This window comes from Candidatus Amarolinea aalborgensis (genome assembly GCF_900491745.1).
GTDB classification, from domain to species: Bacteria; Chloroflexota; Anaerolineae; order SSC4; family Amarolineaceae; genus Amarolinea; species Amarolinea aalborgensis.
In genome coordinates this window covers 232,716-248,320 of sequence record NZ_UETR01000005.1, presented here as the reverse complement: position 1 = coordinate 248,320, position 15,605 = coordinate 232,716, and the positions used below count along the sequence as shown (strand labels likewise).

Below are 15,605 nucleotides of genomic sequence, written 5' to 3'. Positions count from 1 at the left end.
GACAACGAGCTGACATGCTACGTGACCGCGTTCTAAGCACGGTGGTGCTGGCGCCCTTGGTGATTGGCCTTGCCTACCTGGGGGGCTTGTGGTTCCTGGGCCTCATGCTGCTGGCCGGCGCGCTGGCTGGCTGGGAGTATTTTTCGCTCCTGGCCCACGGCGGCCACACACCGCTGCGCTGGCTGGGGCTGATCGCCATCGTGATCATCATTGCTGAAGCCTATTGGGCGCAGGCCTGGTCTTTGCGCTTGGTGCTCACGGCGTTGATTCTGATTTCCTTGTCGGCCGCGCTGTTTCGCACCACTCAGGCTCCAGTCACTGATTGGGCGTGGACTCTGGCGGGCGTGTTCTACTTTGGTCTCTTGCTCAACCATTTTGTTGCTCTGCGAAACCTGCCCCAGGGCCTGCCTTGGCTGCTGGTGGCGCTGCTGTTGACCTGGATCACTGACACCGGCGCCTATTTTAGCGGTCGCGCCCTGGGCAGGCACAAACTGTGGCCGCGGCACAGCCCCAAAAAGACATGGGAAGGCGCCATCGGCGGCTGGTTGGTGGGGACCGCCGCGGGCGCGCTGTTAGGCCCGTGGCTAGTAGGCCAAACGCCGTGGGCGGGCGCCGCGCTGGGCGGCCTGGTCTGTCTGATTGCGCCGTTCGGCGATTTGGCCGAGTCTATGGTCAAGCGGCAGATGGGCGCCAAAGACTCCAGCCATTTGATTCCTGGGCATGGCGGCATCTGGGACCGGCTTGACAGTCTGCTGTTTGTGGTGCCGGTAGTCTATTATTGGGCTACATTGGTCGGCGCCCACTAGGCGCTATTCGGCGTCATTGGCTTCTCGCGTTGTTTGGGTCAGCCTGGTTGACGAGATTCACCTGGGGCGACAAACAAACAACGCATTAGAAAAAACAAAAAACCAAAAAGACTACTTGACGACTTGTGTACAAAATGCTATAATCAATTTAGCACAAATTAGTGTGCGTCGCAGCGTTCGTATAAGCTGCTTTCTTGAATAAGGCCTCTTGTGCTGCGACAGGTTGAGCGTCCTTCTCTCGCCAGACCATGTGAATAGGATCGGCGGATAAATTCTTTCGAGGACGCCCCCTCTGTAGATGCCATTATCCCTTGATTTTTGCTGAGCAGCTGCTCACTGTGGCGGCGCTCTTATCTGAGCCTTGCTTCCGCACCAACCGTGATTGGGTGCGCAATCTGATCTTATGAGTGCGTTTTGACTACGCCCCGCAACAACTCTAGTCCTGGCTTCGACGTAGGCGAATAGGCCACAGGCGTGGTTCTTGTGGCACAGTCTGACCGTGCACGTTGCCCTCTGGCAGACTGCAGCGACTTTCGCACATGGAGACTCCGACCGTGAACTTTGCTGATCTTGAAAATTCAACCCTTGAACAACTCCAAACGATGGCGCGGGAGATGGGGTTGACCGGCTATTCGCGCCTGAAGAAACACGACCTCATCATGGCCCTGCTGCGTCACAACGCAGAACAGCAAGGCTATATCTTTGGCGGGGGAGTGCTGGATATCGTCCAGGATGGCATCGGTTTTTTGCGCGCGGACCATCTTCTGCCTGGCCCGGAGGACGTATATGTCTCGCAATCTCAAATTCGACGCTTTGGCCTGCGCACCGGCGACCTGGTGATTGGGCAAGTGCGCCCGCCCAAAGACACTGAGAAGTACTTTGGCCTGCTTAAAGTGGAAGCGGTGAATGCCCTTGATCCTGAAGTAGCCAAGCAGCGCCCAGTCTTCGAGCGTTTGACTCCCATCTTCCCGGACCGGCAGCTGCTCCTAGAGACCGAGCCAAACCTGCTGGCCACCCGCTTGATTGACCTCACCTCGCCAATCGGCCGCGGTCAACGTGGACTGATCGTTTCGCCGCCCAAAGCGGGCAAGACGACCATTCTCAAGCGGATTGCCAATGGCATTTCCATCAACCACCCTGATGTGCACTTGATGGTGGTCCTGATCGGTGAACGACCTGAGGAAGTAACCGACATGGATCGTTCGGTGCAGGCGGAAGTGGTTAGTTCGACGTTCGATGAACCAGTCACCAACCACGTGCGCGTGGCCGAGATGGCCCTGGAACGCGCCAAACGGCTGGTCGAAGGCAAACGAGACGTCGCGATCCTGCTCGACTCGATCACGCGTTTGACGCGCGCCTACAACCTGACGGTGCCGCCCAGCGGTCGTACGCTCTCGGGCGGTATTGACCCAGCCGCGCTTTATCCACCGAAGCACTTCTTTGGCGCCGCGCGTACGATTGAGGAAGGCGGAAGCCTGACCATCATGGCGACTTGCCTGGTTGACACCGGTTCACGCATGGATGACGTGATTTATGAAGAGTTCAAGGGCACCGGCAACATGGAATTGATGCTCAGCCGTCGCCTGGCCGAACGCCGCATTTTCCCAGCTTTCGACATCGAACGCTCTGGCACCCGTCGCGAAGAACTTTTGCTGGAGCCTGAAACCCTGGCGCGGGTTTGGACCATGCGCCGGATGTTGGATGCTATCGGAGGCGGTCCCGATGCGATCATCCCCTTGCTGGAACGACTGGCCCGCACGCGCTCGAACAAAGAATTCCTGGCGACCTTGCATAAAGAATCGCTCTAGATCCGCCTTGCTCCCACGCGATCACCTGCACGGGTCAAAATGAATTTCCATTCATGTCCGCGCGGCGATTTTGCCATTTTCGCTGCCAATGGTATAATTTTTTCGTATTGGGTCCCCGCCAAAGGCTGCAGCCGTTGATACTCAATGACATGACCCCAAGAAATCTTCCCTCGCTCGTAGGAGCTTGTAGGGTGGAGATGGGAGAGAATGCCAAAGCAATCGAATAGTGCTACTGCCGACGCTGATGCTTTGCCTGATTCAAACGACGGTGGCGTGATTCCTAGACCAATTGTCCGCTTATGGCGTGGGTTTAGGTCGCAAATCAATCCCCTACATGAATCTGCATCCATTATCCGTCTAGCGTCACACTTGGCCTTGCTGTTGGTTGCCGTGCTTGTTCTGGCCCTCAGCCGCGTTCAATTACCCCAGTGGGACTTGCCCACCGGCGTGTCTGTAACCAATGAAGTTGCGAATACAGACGCAGAGTTGGAAGCACGCGGCGGCAACAACTATTTTGGCCGTGACACCCTCATCCGCAATGCGATTCCCTTCACGCAGATTCCGGATCGCCCGCGCTTAGATGTTATTACCTATACGGTTGCGCTGGGAGATACGGTTTTTGATCTGTCTCAGCGGTTCCACGTTTCCCCAGAAACGATTCTGTGGGCGAATGCCAGCCTTGAAGACAACCCTGATCTGCTGCGCCTGGGACAAAAACTGGTGGTGCTGCCGGTCAGCGGCGTCTATCACAAGGTCGTCAAGGGCGATACGGTAACCAGCATTGCGAAGAAATACAAAGTCCCGGCCAGCGCCGTGGTTGGTTATCCCTTGAATCAACTGACCGACATCAATCAACCCTTGGCCGTTGGGCGCATGTTGATCGTGCCCGGCGGCGAAAAACCCTACGTGGCCAAGGTGGTCAATTACACGACAACCGCCCCCAGCAGCGCTCGTAAGGGAACGGGCGCTCTGGCCTGGCCTATCAGAGCGCAAATAACACAGCGCTTCTGGAGCCGCCATCCCGGCATTGATCTGGCAGCGCCTGCGGGCAGCTCAGTCAAAGCAGCCGACTCAGGCTACGTAGTCGCTGCTGGTTGGAGTCCTTACGGCTATGGTTTCCACGTGGTGATTGACCACGGAAATCAGATGCAGACGCTGTATGCGCACTTGAGCAAGTTCAATGTCAAGGTCGGCGACTCTGTCACCCGCGGCCAAATCATTGGCAACGTGGGCAGCACGGGCAATTCGACCGGGCCGCACCTGCACTTCGAAGTGCGCGTGCGCGGCGCCCACCGTAACCCGCTGAGTATGCTGCCGTAATACGCAGCCGTCTCTGAGAAGTCAAACAAAAACGACCTGCTCTCAAAGCAGGTCGTTTTCTTGTTACTATTATTCCCCGCCAGACTGATGCGGCGCTGGCGCCGCCGTTGCAGTCGGTGGCCGCCGCGGCAGGTGACCGCGCCTGGCCTGGCGTAACTGGCGCACCCGCCGCGCCACCGCCGGCGCGCGTAGAATCAGCAGGATGGCAACGACCGCGCCGTACAGCAAGGGCGTCCGAATGTCTGATTTGACCAGCCACACGTAATGCACGATAACCAAGACCGCGGCTACGTAAACCCAGCGGTGCAACGCCTTCCAGCGTTTGCCCAGCCGCCGCATCCAACCTTTGGTCGAGGTGACGGCAAGCGGCAGCAGGATGAGGAAAGCCGCAAATCCCACCAGGGCGTAGCGTTTCTCGAAGATGGCTTCCTTGAGCAGCTCTGGGTCAAAGCCATAATCCAGGCCGATGAAGATCAAGAAATGCAGCATGGCATAGAAGAAGGCATACAGCCCCAGCCGGCGGCGTAAGGGCAGCAATTCCTTGATCGTGAAAGCCGTGTATAGCGGGGTGATGGACAAGGAGAGGACCAACAGCACCAGCGCGGTCTGACCCGTGCGCAGGGTAATGTCTTGAATCGGATTGGCTGTCAGCCGGCCTTGCCAGGCCAGGTACAGAATCACGGCCAGCGGCGTCAGCGCCGCGATATGGACGCCCCATCTTAACCAACGTGTCATCGTTCAATCAAGCCTCAATAGAACCGGCGCAAGTCCATGCCTGCGTAGAGCGACGCCACTTGTTCGGCATAGCCGTTGAACGGAAGGGTCTTGCGCCGCGAGAGTTCACCGATGCGGCGCTCACTGGCTTGCGACCAGCGCGGATGGTTGACGCTTGGGTTGACGTTGGCGTAGAAACCATATTCGTTTGGGGCGGCCGCCATCCACAGGGAGGTTGGCTGCTCCGCAACCAGGTCAATTTTGACAATAGATTTGATGCTCTTGAAGCCGTATTTCCAGGGCACAACCACGCGCAGCGGCGCGCCGTTCTGCGGCAGCAGCGATTTGCCATAAAGGCCGGTGGCTAAGATGGTCAAGTCGTGCATGGCTTCGTCCAGCCGTAAGCCTTCGACATAGGGCCACACATACCAGCCGACCTTCTGTCCAGGCATCTGTTCGGGATCGAGCAGTGTCTCAAAGCGCACGTACTTGGCCGCCGCGGTCGGCTCCACGGCTTCCAACAGCTTCCGCAGACTGAAGCCCTGCCAGGGAATCACCATAGACCAGGCTTCGACGCAGCGCAGGCGGTAAATGCGCTCTTCCTGGGTGAATTGGCGCAGCAAATCCTCGATGCCGAACGTAGTCGGCTTGGCCACCAGACCGCCTACTTCTACAGTCCACGGGCGCGTACGGAAATTCGCCGCAAGGGGTGCGACGCCTGCTTTGTCGGTGGAAAACTCATAGTAGTTGTTATAGGTAGTAATGCTATCGAAACTGGTCAGCTCCTGGCGCAGATCAGGCGTTGGCTCTGGCGTACCGGCCGGTGTCGCCGCCTCGTTGCCAGGTGAAGCTGGCGCCGCGCCCCCGCAAGCCGCCAACACAGCCGAAGTCAGCGCCAGGCTGCCAATGCCCAGCATGAACTTGCGCCGCGATAGATAGATTTGTTCCGGGGTAATCTCAGACGACGGAATTGTCGGAATTTTTTGCATCGTACCTCTCCTCAGGCAATTGGAAACTCATGGCCCATGACCGTTTGGACGGCTGCTGCTCATGGTTAGTCTCGCGCCCAGGCGGTTTATTACAAAAAGGAACCCGACTTCTAGCAGAAGTCGGGTTTAGCGCGGTCCGATCGAGCTTGCTTCGATATGAAGCTGGGCTGCTTGCGGCCTCAACCCAGGATCTGCCCAGGGTTGTCAGGCCAGCACGTCGTGATCTACGTTGGCAATGAGTGTGCCGACGTCTTCGCCCTGACACAGGCGGTACATGGCGTCGGGATGATCGAAGCTGAACACGTGCAGACGCAGGCGGTTGTCGCGCGCGAGGAGCACTGCGGCCTGGTCGAGCGCACGCAGATTTTGGCGCACCACGCTGTCATAGCTGATTTCCGAGTAGCGACGGGCCGTGGGGTCCTGGTTGGGGTCGGCGGTGTAGATGCCATCAGTGCCTGATTTGGCTGAGAGGAGGGCCTGCGCGCGCACCTCAATCGCTCGCTGCACAGCCGGGTAGTCGGTGGTCATGAAAGGCTGGCCGGTGCCGCCGGCGAAGATGCAAATATAGCCCTTGTCCATGTGGTGGATGGCGCGCAGGCGGATGAATGGCTCGGCCACCGTATCAATCGGGATGGCCGTCATGACCCGCACTTCGGCGTTGCCGCGGCTGGTGAGGACGCCGCGCAGCATCAGGCTGTTGATGACCGTGGCCATCATCCCGATGTTATCCGCCTCGGCGTGTTCGATGCCCCATTGCGCGCCCAGATTGCCGCGAAAGATGTTGCCGCCGCCAATCACAATGCCCACCTGAATGCCGGCATTATGCAGCTTCAACACCTCATCCGCGATGTAGTTGAGCGCCGTCGGGTTGAAGCCGAAGTCCTTGTCGCCGGCCATCGCTGCGCCGCTCAATTTGAGCAGAATACGTGAATAGCGCACGAAGTTTGTCCTTTCTCTTGGATTCGCGCGACCTTGATCGCGCTGTGATTCACAGGTCGCGTCGTACGAATTGCGTGCAGATCAACCGTGACTGACTGCCAGGTGACTCAGTTGCCGATCGCCTTGCAGCCAGATATCAAGCCTGTTGAGCACATTACGTCCGATGATTAATTCTTGCGATTTGTCGTCTCCGACCACATAAGTTCCAGGAAGCTCAAAATCATCGAGTCGCAAGGTGACCAGGAAAAGATATACAATGCGGCGTTCACCCCACTGACTGCGTATGCCTACTTTTCTGACGGGAAGAACTTCAATCGCTTCAAGATAGTGCCGAGGGACTAAAGTACCATCAGCACCTGTGTCCAGAATAGCATCTAGGGGTCCAACGGTTTGCCCTGTCTGTGTTGCAACCAGAGAAACTCGGCATGCGGGTACTGGGGGCACGTACGATTTGTCGTACGGAAATTGTATCATAGCGGTACATCCAGATGCTCCACACGAGAGCTTACGAAAAGAAGATCCTTTTCTTGTGCAACCGGTGTGACCAGCACAGCGACTCGCCCTAGTTGTGCCCGAACCCGCTTTTCCAGGCTAACGACATCTACGTCATGGTCAATCAAACGCCCCTGATGAATCGCAACAAATTGGCCAGGGTAGATAGCTTCGAGATCATGATACATTGCGTGAAACGCGTCGGTCTCGGCATCAATTTTTGCATAGTCGAGCTGGGCCAAATAGTATTCCACTGCTTCAGAGATAAGGTGCGTCTCGTCGCGATTATTGATGAACGCCACTTGGCGCACTCGTTCGATGAGACCTGGATCCTGTAAACCAATCATTGTCTTACCTCCACTCTTGAATTGTACCGCAACTGGCGGCGGGGCGCAATCTACCTCAAGTGGTTGAGATGAGTATAGACGCTGGTTTGGCTGACCTGAACCCTGGCGCTGCGCCAGGGCCTCTGCGTTTCCAGTGGCGGGCGGATGTGATACAATGCAGCTATCACGCTGTTTTGCGTCGGAGATGGTGTTCTATGCAAGAGACGACAAATCATTCGCTGGCGCGCTATGTGCGCCAGACCATTTTCAGCGGCCTGGGGGAAGCCGGTCAACGCCGGCTGTTGGCCGCGCGCGTGGTCATTATCGGATGCGGGGCCACCGGCACGGTGATGGCTAATCACCTGGCCCGCGCTGGCGTAGGGCATCTGCGCGTGGTAGATCGTGACTACATCGAGTTGAACAACCTGCAGCGTCAACTGCTCTTCGACGAGGAGGATATGCGGCAGGGCTTGCCGAAGGCCGCGGCCGCGGCGGCAAAGCTGCGGCGCATCAACTCCGAGATCGAGATCGAAGCCGTGGTAGCCGATGTCAACCCCGGCAACGTGGTGCAGCTCGTGCAAGACGTGGATTTGGTGATGGACGGCGCCGACAACTTCGAGACACGCTACTTGCTGAACGACGCCTGCGTCAAGCTGGGCAAGCCGTGGATTTACACGGGCGTCATTGGCTCCTACGGCGTCTCGCAGACGATCGTGCCAGGGCAAAGCGCGTGCCTGCGCTGTGTGATGGGGCAGATGCCCGCGCCAGGCGCCACACCCACCTGCGACACGGCCGGTGTGCTCGGGCCGGCCGTTGCCGTGGTGGCGTCCATTTCAGCCGGCGAGGCGCTCAAGCGCCTGGGGCAGTTTGGCGAGCCAAACAGGGGCATGTTGCACTACGACTTGTGGGATAACTCGTTGGAAGTGTTTGACCTGGGAGGCCCGCGCGCGGACTGCCCCGCCTGTGGTCAGCACGACTATGAATTCTTGAACGCCATGCGCGGCACGCACAGCATCACCTTGTGCGGCCGCAACGCCGTGCAAATCAGCGTCAACCGCGGCGCTGAGGAGGCGGCCGTACTCAACCTGGCGCGGTTGGCGCAGGTCTTGCAGCCGCTGGGCGCGGTGCGCGTCAACGCCTACCTGCTCAAGGCCGACATTGACGGGTACCTGCTCACTATCTTCCCCGACGGCCGCGCCATCATCGCCGGCACGAGCGATCCTGACGTCGCGCGCACGCTGTATGCGAAGTACGTGGGGAATTAGGCAGTTGCGGTTCCCTGTGTGTCTGAAAGGGTGGTTTGTCGTATGTCAATGGAACGGATTCACTTACCGACTGAGAAGATCAGCCATTTTTGTCGTAACAACCATATCCAGCGGCTGTCGCTGTTTGGTTCGGCCTTGCGTAGCGAAATGACACCGAATAGCGACATAGACCTACTGGTGGAGTTCGAGACAGGTTATCGGATTGGGCTGATTCGGTTAGCCGGACTTGAGCTTGAACTCAGCGCACTGCTTGGTCGCAAGGTTGATCTTCGTACACCTGCCGATCTCAGTCTCTACTTTCGTGATCAAGTCCTAAAAGAAGCGGAACCGCAGTATGTTCAGGGATAACCTCGTCCGCCTACGTCATATGGCCGACGCCGCGCGCGAAGCGATTGCTTTTGCAGAGCATCGGCGCCGTGAAGACCTTGATCATGACCGCATGTTGGCGCTGTCGCTCGTCAAATGCATCGAAATCGTCGGAGAAGCGGCCGCGCAGGTCACGTGGGCATGCGTCACCGGTTGATTCACGCCTACTATAGCGTTGACATGGATCGCGTTTGGGATACGATTACTGATGACCTACCGCCCTTACTGGCGACATTGGAAAGCATGATCGAATCGCTTATTCCGCCACCCAGTGTGAAAACGAATGACTAGCCGGCGTCGCCTGCGCAAGATGTCCGCAGCGTAGACGACACCACGTTAGCTTTTCTGCAGCCGATCAGCGTACTTCTGGCGGAACTTCGTCACCTTGGGGGCAATGATGACCCGGCAGTAGCCTTGGGAGGGGTTGCGGGCAAAGTACTCCTGGTGATAATCCTCGGCTGCGTAGAACGTCGGCGCGGGCGTGACCTCGGTCACCAGCGGCCGATCCCACACCCCGGCCGTGTTGAACTCACGGATGACCTGCTGCGCAACCGCCTGCTGCTCCGGGCTGTGAAAGAAGATCACCGAGCGATACTGTGGGCCGACATCATTGCCCTGGCGATTCAACGTGGTCGGGTCGTGGATCGTGAAGAAAATCTCCAGAATCTTCTGAAAGCTGATAACGGCCGGATCGAACGTCACCTGCACGACTTCCGCGTGCCCGGTGCGGCCGCTGCACACCTGCTCGTAGGTTGGATTCTTGACTGCGCCGCCGGCATAACCGGATACGACATCGGTCACGCCCTTGACTTCATCGAAGACGGCTTCTAAACACCAGAAACAACCGCCGCCCAACGTGGCGACTTCCTGCTTAGTCTGGGTGGATGGTGTATTCATGCTCAGTTTTCTCCCTGTTGATTCCTGATTTCATTGATGACAGCATTTTGACTGCCTACGCAGTCTCGCTGTCACCGGAATCGTTACAGGAAGAGTCACGAAGACCGCATAGAACACAAAGAAACGGCAAAACGTCGCGGCTTAGCGGCGCCTTGGCGCGCTTTGTGTTCTATGCGGTAGAAACATCGTTCGCATTGGGATTCCTGTTCACAGGCCCCACGCGATCGGATTAGCGAGTCGGGGCGGTCACGTCTATGATCCACACTCCGCCGAAAGAGTCGGCGACATAGGCCAGGCTGCCGGCCACGACCACGCCCTGAGCATCACCGGGCGTGTCATACTCGCCGCGGCGCGCGGGATTGGCCGGGTTGCTCACGTCAATGATCTGCAAGCCGCTCTCCCCGTCGGCGACGTAAGCCAGGCTGTCGGACACGGCCACGCCATTGGCCGTCCCCGGCGTGTTATACGCGCCGCGGACTGTGGGGTTGGCCGGGGCGCTCACGTCAAGGATCAGCAGCCCGCCAAGCGAGTCATCGGCGACGTAGGCGAGGCTGCCAATTACGCTCATACTATGGGCGTACCCCGGGGTGTCATAGCTGCCGCGGCGCACGGGGTTGGCCGGGTCGCTCACGTCAATGATCTGTAACCCGCCCACCCCGTCCGCGATGTAGGCCAGGCCGCCGGCCACAGCCACGCTGCGTGCGTGCCCTGCCGTGTCATAGCTGCCGCGGCGCACCGGGTTGGCCGGGTCGCTCACATCAATGATCTGCAATCCGCTGTCATGGTCGGCGACGTAAGCCAGGCCGCCAGCCACGGTCACGCCACGGGCATACCCCGGCGTGTCATACGCGCCGCGGAGCACGGGGGTGGCCGGATTGCTGGCGTCAATGATCTGTAATCCCGATTCATAGTCGGCGACGTACACCAGGCTGCCGACGACCGCCACGCCTTCAGCATACCCCGGCGTATCGTAACCGCCGCGGTGCACGGGGTTGGCCGGGTCGCTCACGTCAACGATCCACAGCCCGTCATGCCCAGCCGCCGCATAGGCCAGGCTGCCAGCCACGGTCATGTACATGGTATTATCTGGCGTATCGTAGCCGCCGCGGCGCACCGGGTTGGCCGGGTCGCTCACGTCAATGATCCACAACCCGCCATTCCCATCCGCCACGTAGGCCAGGCTGCTGACGACGGCCACGCTGTGCGCCCATCCTGGCGTCTCAAGGCTGCTGCGGATCGCGGGATGGAGCGGGTCGCTCACGTCAATGATTTGCAATCCTTGATAGGCATCCGCGACGTAGGCGAGGCTGCCGGCGACAGACACGCCATTGGCATAACTGGGCGTGTTCACGCTGCCGCGGCGTACGGGGTTGGCCGGGTCGCTCACGTCAATGGTCTGGAACTCACCCGAGTCGTTGGCGACGTAAGCCAGGCTGCCGGCCACCACAACGTCATTGGCCCACCCCCCCGTGTTATGCACGCTGCGCCGCACGGGGTTGGCCGGGTCGCTCACGTCAATGATCTGCAGCCCATTCAGCCCGTCCGCGACGTAGGCCAGGCTGCCGACCACGGCCACGCCATCAGCCCATCCGGGCGTGTCATAGCCGCCGAGCCACCGCGGGTTGGTCGAGTCGCTCACATCGAAGATCTGCAGCCCGTTCCGCCCGGCCGTCACGTAGGCCAGGCTGCCGACGACGTCTACACCCAGGGCATCGAGCTGATTATAGAAACTGCCCCGCAAAACCGGGTGCACCGGATCGCTGACATCGAAGATGTGCAAGCCCCGACTTCTGGTCGCCACGTAGGCCAGGGTCTCCCCTGGGGCTGACGCAGCGCTCGCACCTGAACCAGCCGCCGGCTCATGGACGACGGCAATGTCACGCACCTCAGAAAAAACGAGAAACCAGCTCTGGCCGACCACGCGCGGCGCGGCCGGGTCGTGGATATCCACGATCAGCAGGCGCGGGCCGACGCCGACATAGGCATAGTCGCCCAACACTGCCACAGCCAGGGCTTGCCCGCCAATCTGGCCAATCGGCGCGGGGTACAACTGCGATTGCTGACTGATGACGGGCAGATACAACTGCTGCGCCGGGGCCAGGGCATCTGCCCTGGTGGATATTTCTGTCAGGGAAAGGGGAGCGCCGGCTGGGGCGCCGGCGATGGCAGGGGCCGCCATGCTGATGACAATCAACCCCACAAGTAATGCCGCGGGAACAACACGCGGTCTGCGATCCATTATGTTCCTCCGATACAATGCGATGCGGGCGGATCAGGACGATCTTCTGGGATCATCCTGGGGAGATCCGTCGAACACCCGACAGTCTCGCCCCCGCCCGCTTTGGCCATTATGGTCCCCCGGCTGCACGCTCGCCGCCCTCTCGCCTCGCCGAGCGTTTCATCGCCCGTTGAGCCGCCTGATCGGCGTCTTGCGCGCTGCGCCGGTCGGACCGACTGCGCCACTATCATTATGCCACTCACCGGCACTATTGTCAATGGCGCCGCGATTGGTAAAGGTACAAGTCCCCTTGTATAATCACGCTATCCATGGATCAGAGACAAGTTGCCCGATACGCTGACACTTACTTGGGGCCAAGACGACATCGGTGCCGGTTCAGCGCAGATCTGCCTCCGCGCCGACCCGCACAAATTCGATCTGGAGATGCAGGCGGTTGCGTTTACCTGGGTAAAGGAATGGCTGGCGTAAACCTACTACGAGGAACTCAATATGACTACATTCACCGATGCCGACATTCGCGCTGCGGCCACCGGCCAATCGTTTGAGAACGGAGAGATCTACCGTCAGATGGACGCACTACTGGCCGGCTTGACCGAGGCCCAGCTGCGTCGCATTATCCGTGCCGTAGCGGAGGGTCAACCGGCATTTGCCGCGGCCATCGAACAGCAGGTCGCGTGGCTGAAGATCACACCGGTCGCTGGCGCCGCCTCGACGGCGCCGGTTGCCCACGCGATCACGTTTGACCTCGCCGCCGTCCACCGCGAGATCGGCCAGGATATCCGGCGGGCTGCGGCGACAGGCGGTGGTGGCTACTCCGAGCGCTACTGGGACGATGATGAGGCCGGCGTGATCTACCCAGACGAAGTGCTGGGGCCGCACCGCGCGCTGGCCGAGCGCCTGCTGGCTGCCGGGGATGCGGCCGCGGCCACTGATGTGATTACCGCCATGATCGAGGCATGGGGCAGAGGCATCGCTGACCTGGATGAGTGGATCGCCGAGGCGAACGAGGATGCGTTCCAAAACGTCGCGCGGGAACTGGGCGTGCTGCTGACCGAGGCGCTGTTGAGCCAGAGCTTCTCCCCGGAGCAGCGGGATCAATGGTTGGCCCGCGTCGAGGATTGGGGGGAAGAGATGATCCTGGAGATCGTCGAGATCGCGCTGGATCAGTGGTGGGACTATCCACCGTTGGTCGCCGCCATGCAGGGGAACATCACCGAGCAGGGCGCCTGGGAGGGCGAGCGCCCCGACTTTGCCGATCAACTGGCGTTGGTACGGCTGCACATCTTGGAGCGCCAGGGCCGGACGCAGGAGTACATCCACCTGGCCGAGGCGGAAGGGGAGACCAGCCTCTACATCAACATGCTGGCCCGCAGCGGCCAAGTGGAGAAGGCCGTCGCCGAGGCGCGGCAACTCATCCAATCGCCTGCGCAGATCCTGTCGTTGGCCCAGGTGCTGGTCGAACAGGGCGCGCGCGCGGCCGCGCTGGACGTGGCCGGTCATGGGCTTGACCTGACGGGGGGGGAGAGCAAAACGGCGCTGGCGCGCTGGACCATAACGCAAGCGCAAGGAGCAGATGACCCCGCGCTGGCGCTGCGGGCGGCGGAGACTGCCTTCACCAGCAGCTACGAACTGGCCGATTACCAAGCGGCCGAGCGCTTGGCCGGGGCGAAATGGCCGGCGGTCAAGGCCGGGCTGCTCGAACAGATGGCGCGTTCCGCTTCCCAGCGCAAAGTTGATATTTACCTCCATGAGCACATGCTAGTGGAAGCGATGGCGGTGGTGGACGGGTCGTACTACAGCGGCGACCTGAACCAGGTCATCCAGGCGACGCGCGCCGAGTTCCCCGATTGGGGCATCGGCAAGTGCCAGAGGCAAGCGGAAGGCATCATGAACGCAGGCAATGCCAAGCACTACGACACGGCCGTCGCCTGGCTGCGCACCGCCCGCGACATCTATCTCCAGCACGGCCGCGGAGCCGAGTGGCAGGCCTACCTGGCCGGCCTGCTGGAGACGCACGGGCGCAAGTATAAGCTGGTGCCGATGTTGCGGGGGATATTGAAAGGATAACTCATGCCCGCTCCAGTGCTCCTCTCTACCGTCTTTATCACCCTGGCCCTGGTCTTTTACTCCATCGGCGTATGGAGCGAGCGGATTGCCGGGCGGCTGAAGGCCTGGCACCTGGTCTTCTTCTGGCTGGGCCTGGTGTGCGACACCGTGGGCACCGCGATGATGCTGGAGATGGCCGGCGGGCTGACCTTCGGCGTCCATGGCGTCACCGGCGTGACCGCCATCCTCTTGATGATCGTCCATGCGATCTGGGCGACGGTCGTGCTGATGCGCAAAGACGAGGCCGCGATCCGCAGCTTTCACAAATTCAGCGTTGCGGTGTGGGTGATCTGGTTGATTCCCTACCTCTCCGGCGCTCTGTTTGGGATGACAGCCTAACGGCGATTGGCAATACTGCGCGTCTGATACTATAATCACGTCATGTTACACCGTCACCTCACCCATCAGCAGTTCACCCTGGCCGCCATTGACGACGTGATCGCCCGCGGCAGCCGGCCGGATTGGGCTGCGCTGCGCCGGGCGGCGCTTGCGGATCCGGCCATGCTGGAAAAAGTACTATGGGTGTGCCAGGCGCACGTGGCCGATCCCTATGCCCAGCGTTACCATTTCTGGAAACAATATGCCGAACGATACCTTGCCTGATTGGGAACAAGTGCTTGCTGCGGCCGCCCACCTCCAGCGGATTCTGCCGGGGGCGGTCCTTGTTGGCGGAAGCGCCGCGGCGGTGTACGCAGCACATCGCCTGTCCACCGACGCCGATCATGTCCTGACCGATCTCCGGCAGCGCTTCGACCAAGCGCTGGCTGACCTGGAGGCGGTCGCCGGCTGGAAGACAGCCCGCGTCAAGCGCCCTGTCCAGATTCTCGGCAGCCTGGACGGCATCGAAACGGGGGTGAGACAACTGATCCGGGATGAGCCGCTGGAAACCGTCCAGATCCAGTACCAGGGTGAAAAGCTCACCCTCCCTGCAGAAGGCGAAATGCTGCGGATTAAGGGCGTGCTGATCCTGCGGCGGAATGCCACCCGCGACTATCTCGATTTCGTCGCCCTGGCCGATCACATGGGCGCTGAACAAATGGTAGAGGCCCTGCGGCCTTTCGATCGTCTCTATCCGCAGCCCAACGCGGAATCGGCCTTGCAGCAGTTGCAGATTCAGCTTGCCAATCCGCTGCCCTACGATCTTGAAGAGCTAAACCTGGTTGAATACAAGAACCTGGATCCGCGCTGGCGCGATTGGCGGACCGTTCAGGCCGTGTGCGCCGATTGCGCTATCCTGATCTTCGATCACATTGTTGGCCTGGAGGATTGACTGGGCAGGCGCACCTGATCAGTTGATCTCTCTACCGGTCATCCCGTGGCGACTCTGCCCCCTGCCTC

At 60.1% G+C, this 15,605-nt stretch carries 18 protein-coding genes; 11 read left to right on the top strand and 7 right to left on the bottom strand.

Annotated elements, in window-relative coordinates:
* Positions 1–14: 14 nt before the first annotated feature.
* The 3 genes from ACPQ6D_RS09140 (at position 15) to ACPQ6D_RS09130 (ending at position 3,934) form a co-directional block, all read left to right on the top strand.
* Positions 15–806, top strand: a complete 792-nt coding sequence (locus tag ACPQ6D_RS09140) for a phosphatidate cytidylyltransferase (RefSeq protein ID WP_423224006.1) — start codon at positions 15–17, stop codon at positions 804–806.
* Between the two features lie 539 nt (positions 807–1,345).
* Positions 1,346–2,614: a transcription termination factor Rho gene (rho, locus tag ACPQ6D_RS09135; RefSeq protein WP_423224005.1), complete on the top strand. Its 1,269-nt coding sequence runs from the start codon at positions 1,346–1,348 to the stop codon at positions 2,612–2,614.
* A gap of 447 nt (positions 2,615–3,061) precedes the next feature.
* Positions 3,062–3,934 (top strand): peptidoglycan DD-metalloendopeptidase family protein, encoded by an 873-nt coding sequence (locus tag ACPQ6D_RS09130; protein ID WP_423224004.1) that lies wholly within the window; start codon positions 3,062–3,064, stop codon positions 3,932–3,934.
* A gap of 69 nt (positions 3,935–4,003) precedes the next feature.
* Here the strand turns inward: ACPQ6D_RS09130 and ACPQ6D_RS09125 are convergent, their stop codons facing one another.
* From ACPQ6D_RS09125 to ACPQ6D_RS09105, 5 genes are all read right to left on the bottom strand, one after another.
* Positions 4,004–4,669 (bottom strand): protein-methionine-sulfoxide reductase heme-binding subunit MsrQ, encoded by a 666-nt coding sequence (locus tag ACPQ6D_RS09125; RefSeq protein ID WP_423224003.1) that lies wholly within the window; start codon positions 4,667–4,669, stop codon positions 4,004–4,006.
* 14 nt (positions 4,670–4,683) lie between these two features.
* Complete coding sequence (gene msrP / locus ACPQ6D_RS09120) at positions 4,684–5,637, bottom strand: protein-methionine-sulfoxide reductase catalytic subunit MsrP (protein WP_423224002.1); 954 nt, start codon at positions 5,635–5,637, stop codon at positions 4,684–4,686.
* Between the two features lie 204 nt (positions 5,638–5,841).
* Complete coding sequence (gene pyrH, locus ACPQ6D_RS09115) at positions 5,842–6,576, bottom strand: UMP kinase (protein WP_423224001.1); 735 nt, start codon at positions 6,574–6,576, stop codon at positions 5,842–5,844.
* A gap of 81 nt (positions 6,577–6,657) precedes the next feature.
* Positions 6,658–7,050, bottom strand: coding sequence for a hypothetical protein (locus ACPQ6D_RS09110; protein ID WP_423224000.1), 393 nt, complete (start codon positions 7,048–7,050; stop codon positions 6,658–6,660).
* Positions 7,047–7,415, bottom strand: coding sequence for a DUF5678 domain-containing protein (locus ACPQ6D_RS09105; RefSeq protein ID WP_423223999.1), 369 nt, complete (start codon positions 7,413–7,415; stop codon positions 7,047–7,049). Before ACPQ6D_RS09105 ends, ACPQ6D_RS09110 begins: the two co-directional genes overlap by 4 nt.
* A gap of 194 nt (positions 7,416–7,609) precedes the next feature.
* Here ACPQ6D_RS09105 and ACPQ6D_RS09100 point away from each other — a divergent pair, with 194 nt between their 5' ends.
* From ACPQ6D_RS09100 to ACPQ6D_RS09085, 4 genes are read left to right on the top strand one after another with little or no spacing between them, the layout of a single operon-like run.
* The gene (locus ACPQ6D_RS09100; RefSeq protein ID WP_423223998.1) at positions 7,610–8,659 is read left to right on the top strand and encodes a ThiF family adenylyltransferase; all 1,050 of its coding nucleotides are present in this window, start codon (positions 7,610–7,612) and stop codon (positions 8,657–8,659) included.
* A gap of 48 nt (positions 8,660–8,707) precedes the next feature.
* Positions 8,708–9,007, top strand: a complete 300-nt coding sequence (locus ACPQ6D_RS09095) for a nucleotidyltransferase family protein (protein WP_423224133.1) — start codon at positions 8,708–8,710, stop codon at positions 9,005–9,007.
* Positions 8,994–9,182, top strand: coding sequence for a ribonuclease HepT family protein (locus tag ACPQ6D_RS09090; protein WP_423224138.1), 189 nt, complete (start codon positions 8,994–8,996; stop codon positions 9,180–9,182). The genes ACPQ6D_RS09095 and ACPQ6D_RS09090 overlap by 14 nt, the downstream gene beginning before the upstream one ends.
* Positions 9,122–9,316, top strand: coding sequence for a HepT-like ribonuclease domain-containing protein (locus ACPQ6D_RS09085; protein ID WP_423223997.1), 195 nt, complete (start codon positions 9,122–9,124; stop codon positions 9,314–9,316). Before ACPQ6D_RS09090 ends, ACPQ6D_RS09085 begins: the two co-directional genes overlap by 61 nt.
* A 45-nt stretch (positions 9,317–9,361) precedes the next feature.
* Here the strand turns inward: ACPQ6D_RS09085 and msrA are convergent, their stop codons facing one another.
* Together msrA and ACPQ6D_RS09075 are read right to left on the bottom strand one after the other, a co-directional pair.
* On the bottom strand, positions 9,362–9,922 hold the full coding sequence (gene msrA / locus ACPQ6D_RS09080; RefSeq protein WP_423223996.1) for a peptide-methionine (S)-S-oxide reductase MsrA: 561 nt from the start codon (positions 9,920–9,922) through the stop codon (positions 9,362–9,364).
* A gap of 229 nt (positions 9,923–10,151) precedes the next feature.
* The gene (locus tag ACPQ6D_RS09075; RefSeq protein WP_423223995.1) at positions 10,152–12,161 is read right to left on the bottom strand and encodes a hypothetical protein; all 2,010 of its coding nucleotides are present in this window, start codon (positions 12,159–12,161) and stop codon (positions 10,152–10,154) included.
* A 489-nt stretch (positions 12,162–12,650) separates the two neighbouring features.
* On the opposite strand from ACPQ6D_RS09075, the gene ACPQ6D_RS09070 reads away from it, so the two are divergent.
* Genes ACPQ6D_RS09070 through ACPQ6D_RS09055 form a run of 4 tightly spaced genes read left to right on the top strand, consistent with a single transcriptional unit; the run spans position 12,651 to position 15,537 of the window.
* Positions 12,651–14,228: a hypothetical protein gene (locus tag ACPQ6D_RS09070; RefSeq protein ID WP_423223994.1), complete on the top strand. Its 1,578-nt coding sequence runs from the start codon at positions 12,651–12,653 to the stop codon at positions 14,226–14,228.
* A 3-nt stretch (positions 14,229–14,231) separates the two neighbouring features.
* Positions 14,232–14,606, top strand: coding sequence for an HsmA family protein (locus ACPQ6D_RS09065; protein WP_423223993.1), 375 nt, complete (start codon positions 14,232–14,234; stop codon positions 14,604–14,606).
* A gap of 42 nt (positions 14,607–14,648) precedes the next feature.
* Entirely contained in the window at positions 14,649–14,870 is a 222-nt protein-coding gene (locus tag ACPQ6D_RS09060) for a hypothetical protein (protein WP_423223992.1), read from the top strand.
* Positions 14,848–15,537: a hypothetical protein gene (locus ACPQ6D_RS09055; protein ID WP_423223991.1), complete on the top strand. Its 690-nt coding sequence runs from the start codon at positions 14,848–14,850 to the stop codon at positions 15,535–15,537. Before ACPQ6D_RS09060 ends, ACPQ6D_RS09055 begins: the two co-directional genes overlap by 23 nt.
* The last annotated feature ends 68 nt before the right edge of the window (positions 15,538–15,605 follow it).

Excerpts from the sequence above, each read along its gene's own strand:
- ACPQ6D_RS09140 (WP_423224006.1), top strand. The coding sequence starts at position 15 with ATGCTACGTGACCGCGTTCTAAGCACGGTGGTGCTGGCGCCCTTGGTG.
- rho (WP_423224005.1), top strand. The coding sequence starts at position 1,346 with ATGGAGACTCCGACCGTGAACTTTGCTGATCTTGAAAATTCAACCCTT.
- ACPQ6D_RS09125 (WP_423224003.1), bottom strand. The coding sequence starts at position 4,669 with ATGACACGTTGGTTAAGATGGGGCGTCCATATCGCGGCGCTGACGCCG.
- msrP (WP_423224002.1), bottom strand. The coding sequence starts at position 5,637 with ATGCAAAAAATTCCGACAATTCCGTCGTCTGAGATTACCCCGGAACAA.
- ACPQ6D_RS09110 (WP_423224000.1), bottom strand. The coding sequence starts at position 7,050 with ATGATACAATTTCCGTACGACAAATCGTACGTGCCCCCAGTACCCGCA.
- ACPQ6D_RS09105 (WP_423223999.1), bottom strand. The coding sequence starts at position 7,415 with ATGATTGGTTTACAGGATCCAGGTCTCATCGAACGAGTGCGCCAAGTG.
- ACPQ6D_RS09100 (WP_423223998.1), top strand. The coding sequence starts at position 7,610 with ATGCAAGAGACGACAAATCATTCGCTGGCGCGCTATGTGCGCCAGACC.
- ACPQ6D_RS09095 (WP_423224133.1), top strand. The coding sequence starts at position 8,708 with ATGGAACGGATTCACTTACCGACTGAGAAGATCAGCCATTTTTGTCGT.
- ACPQ6D_RS09090 (WP_423224138.1), top strand. The coding sequence starts at position 8,994 with ATGTTCAGGGATAACCTCGTCCGCCTACGTCATATGGCCGACGCCGCG.
- ACPQ6D_RS09085 (WP_423223997.1), top strand. The coding sequence starts at position 9,122 with ATGCATCGAAATCGTCGGAGAAGCGGCCGCGCAGGTCACGTGGGCATG.
- msrA (WP_423223996.1), bottom strand. The coding sequence starts at position 9,922 with ATGAATACACCATCCACCCAGACTAAGCAGGAAGTCGCCACGTTGGGC.
- ACPQ6D_RS09075 (WP_423223995.1), bottom strand. The coding sequence starts at position 12,161 with ATGGATCGCAGACCGCGTGTTGTTCCCGCGGCATTACTTGTGGGGTTG.
- ACPQ6D_RS09070 (WP_423223994.1), top strand. The coding sequence starts at position 12,651 with ATGACTACATTCACCGATGCCGACATTCGCGCTGCGGCCACCGGCCAA.
- ACPQ6D_RS09065 (WP_423223993.1), top strand. The coding sequence starts at position 14,232 with ATGCCCGCTCCAGTGCTCCTCTCTACCGTCTTTATCACCCTGGCCCTG.
- ACPQ6D_RS09060 (WP_423223992.1), top strand. The coding sequence starts at position 14,649 with ATGTTACACCGTCACCTCACCCATCAGCAGTTCACCCTGGCCGCCATT.
- ACPQ6D_RS09055 (WP_423223991.1), top strand. The coding sequence starts at position 14,848 with ATGCCGAACGATACCTTGCCTGATTGGGAACAAGTGCTTGCTGCGGCC.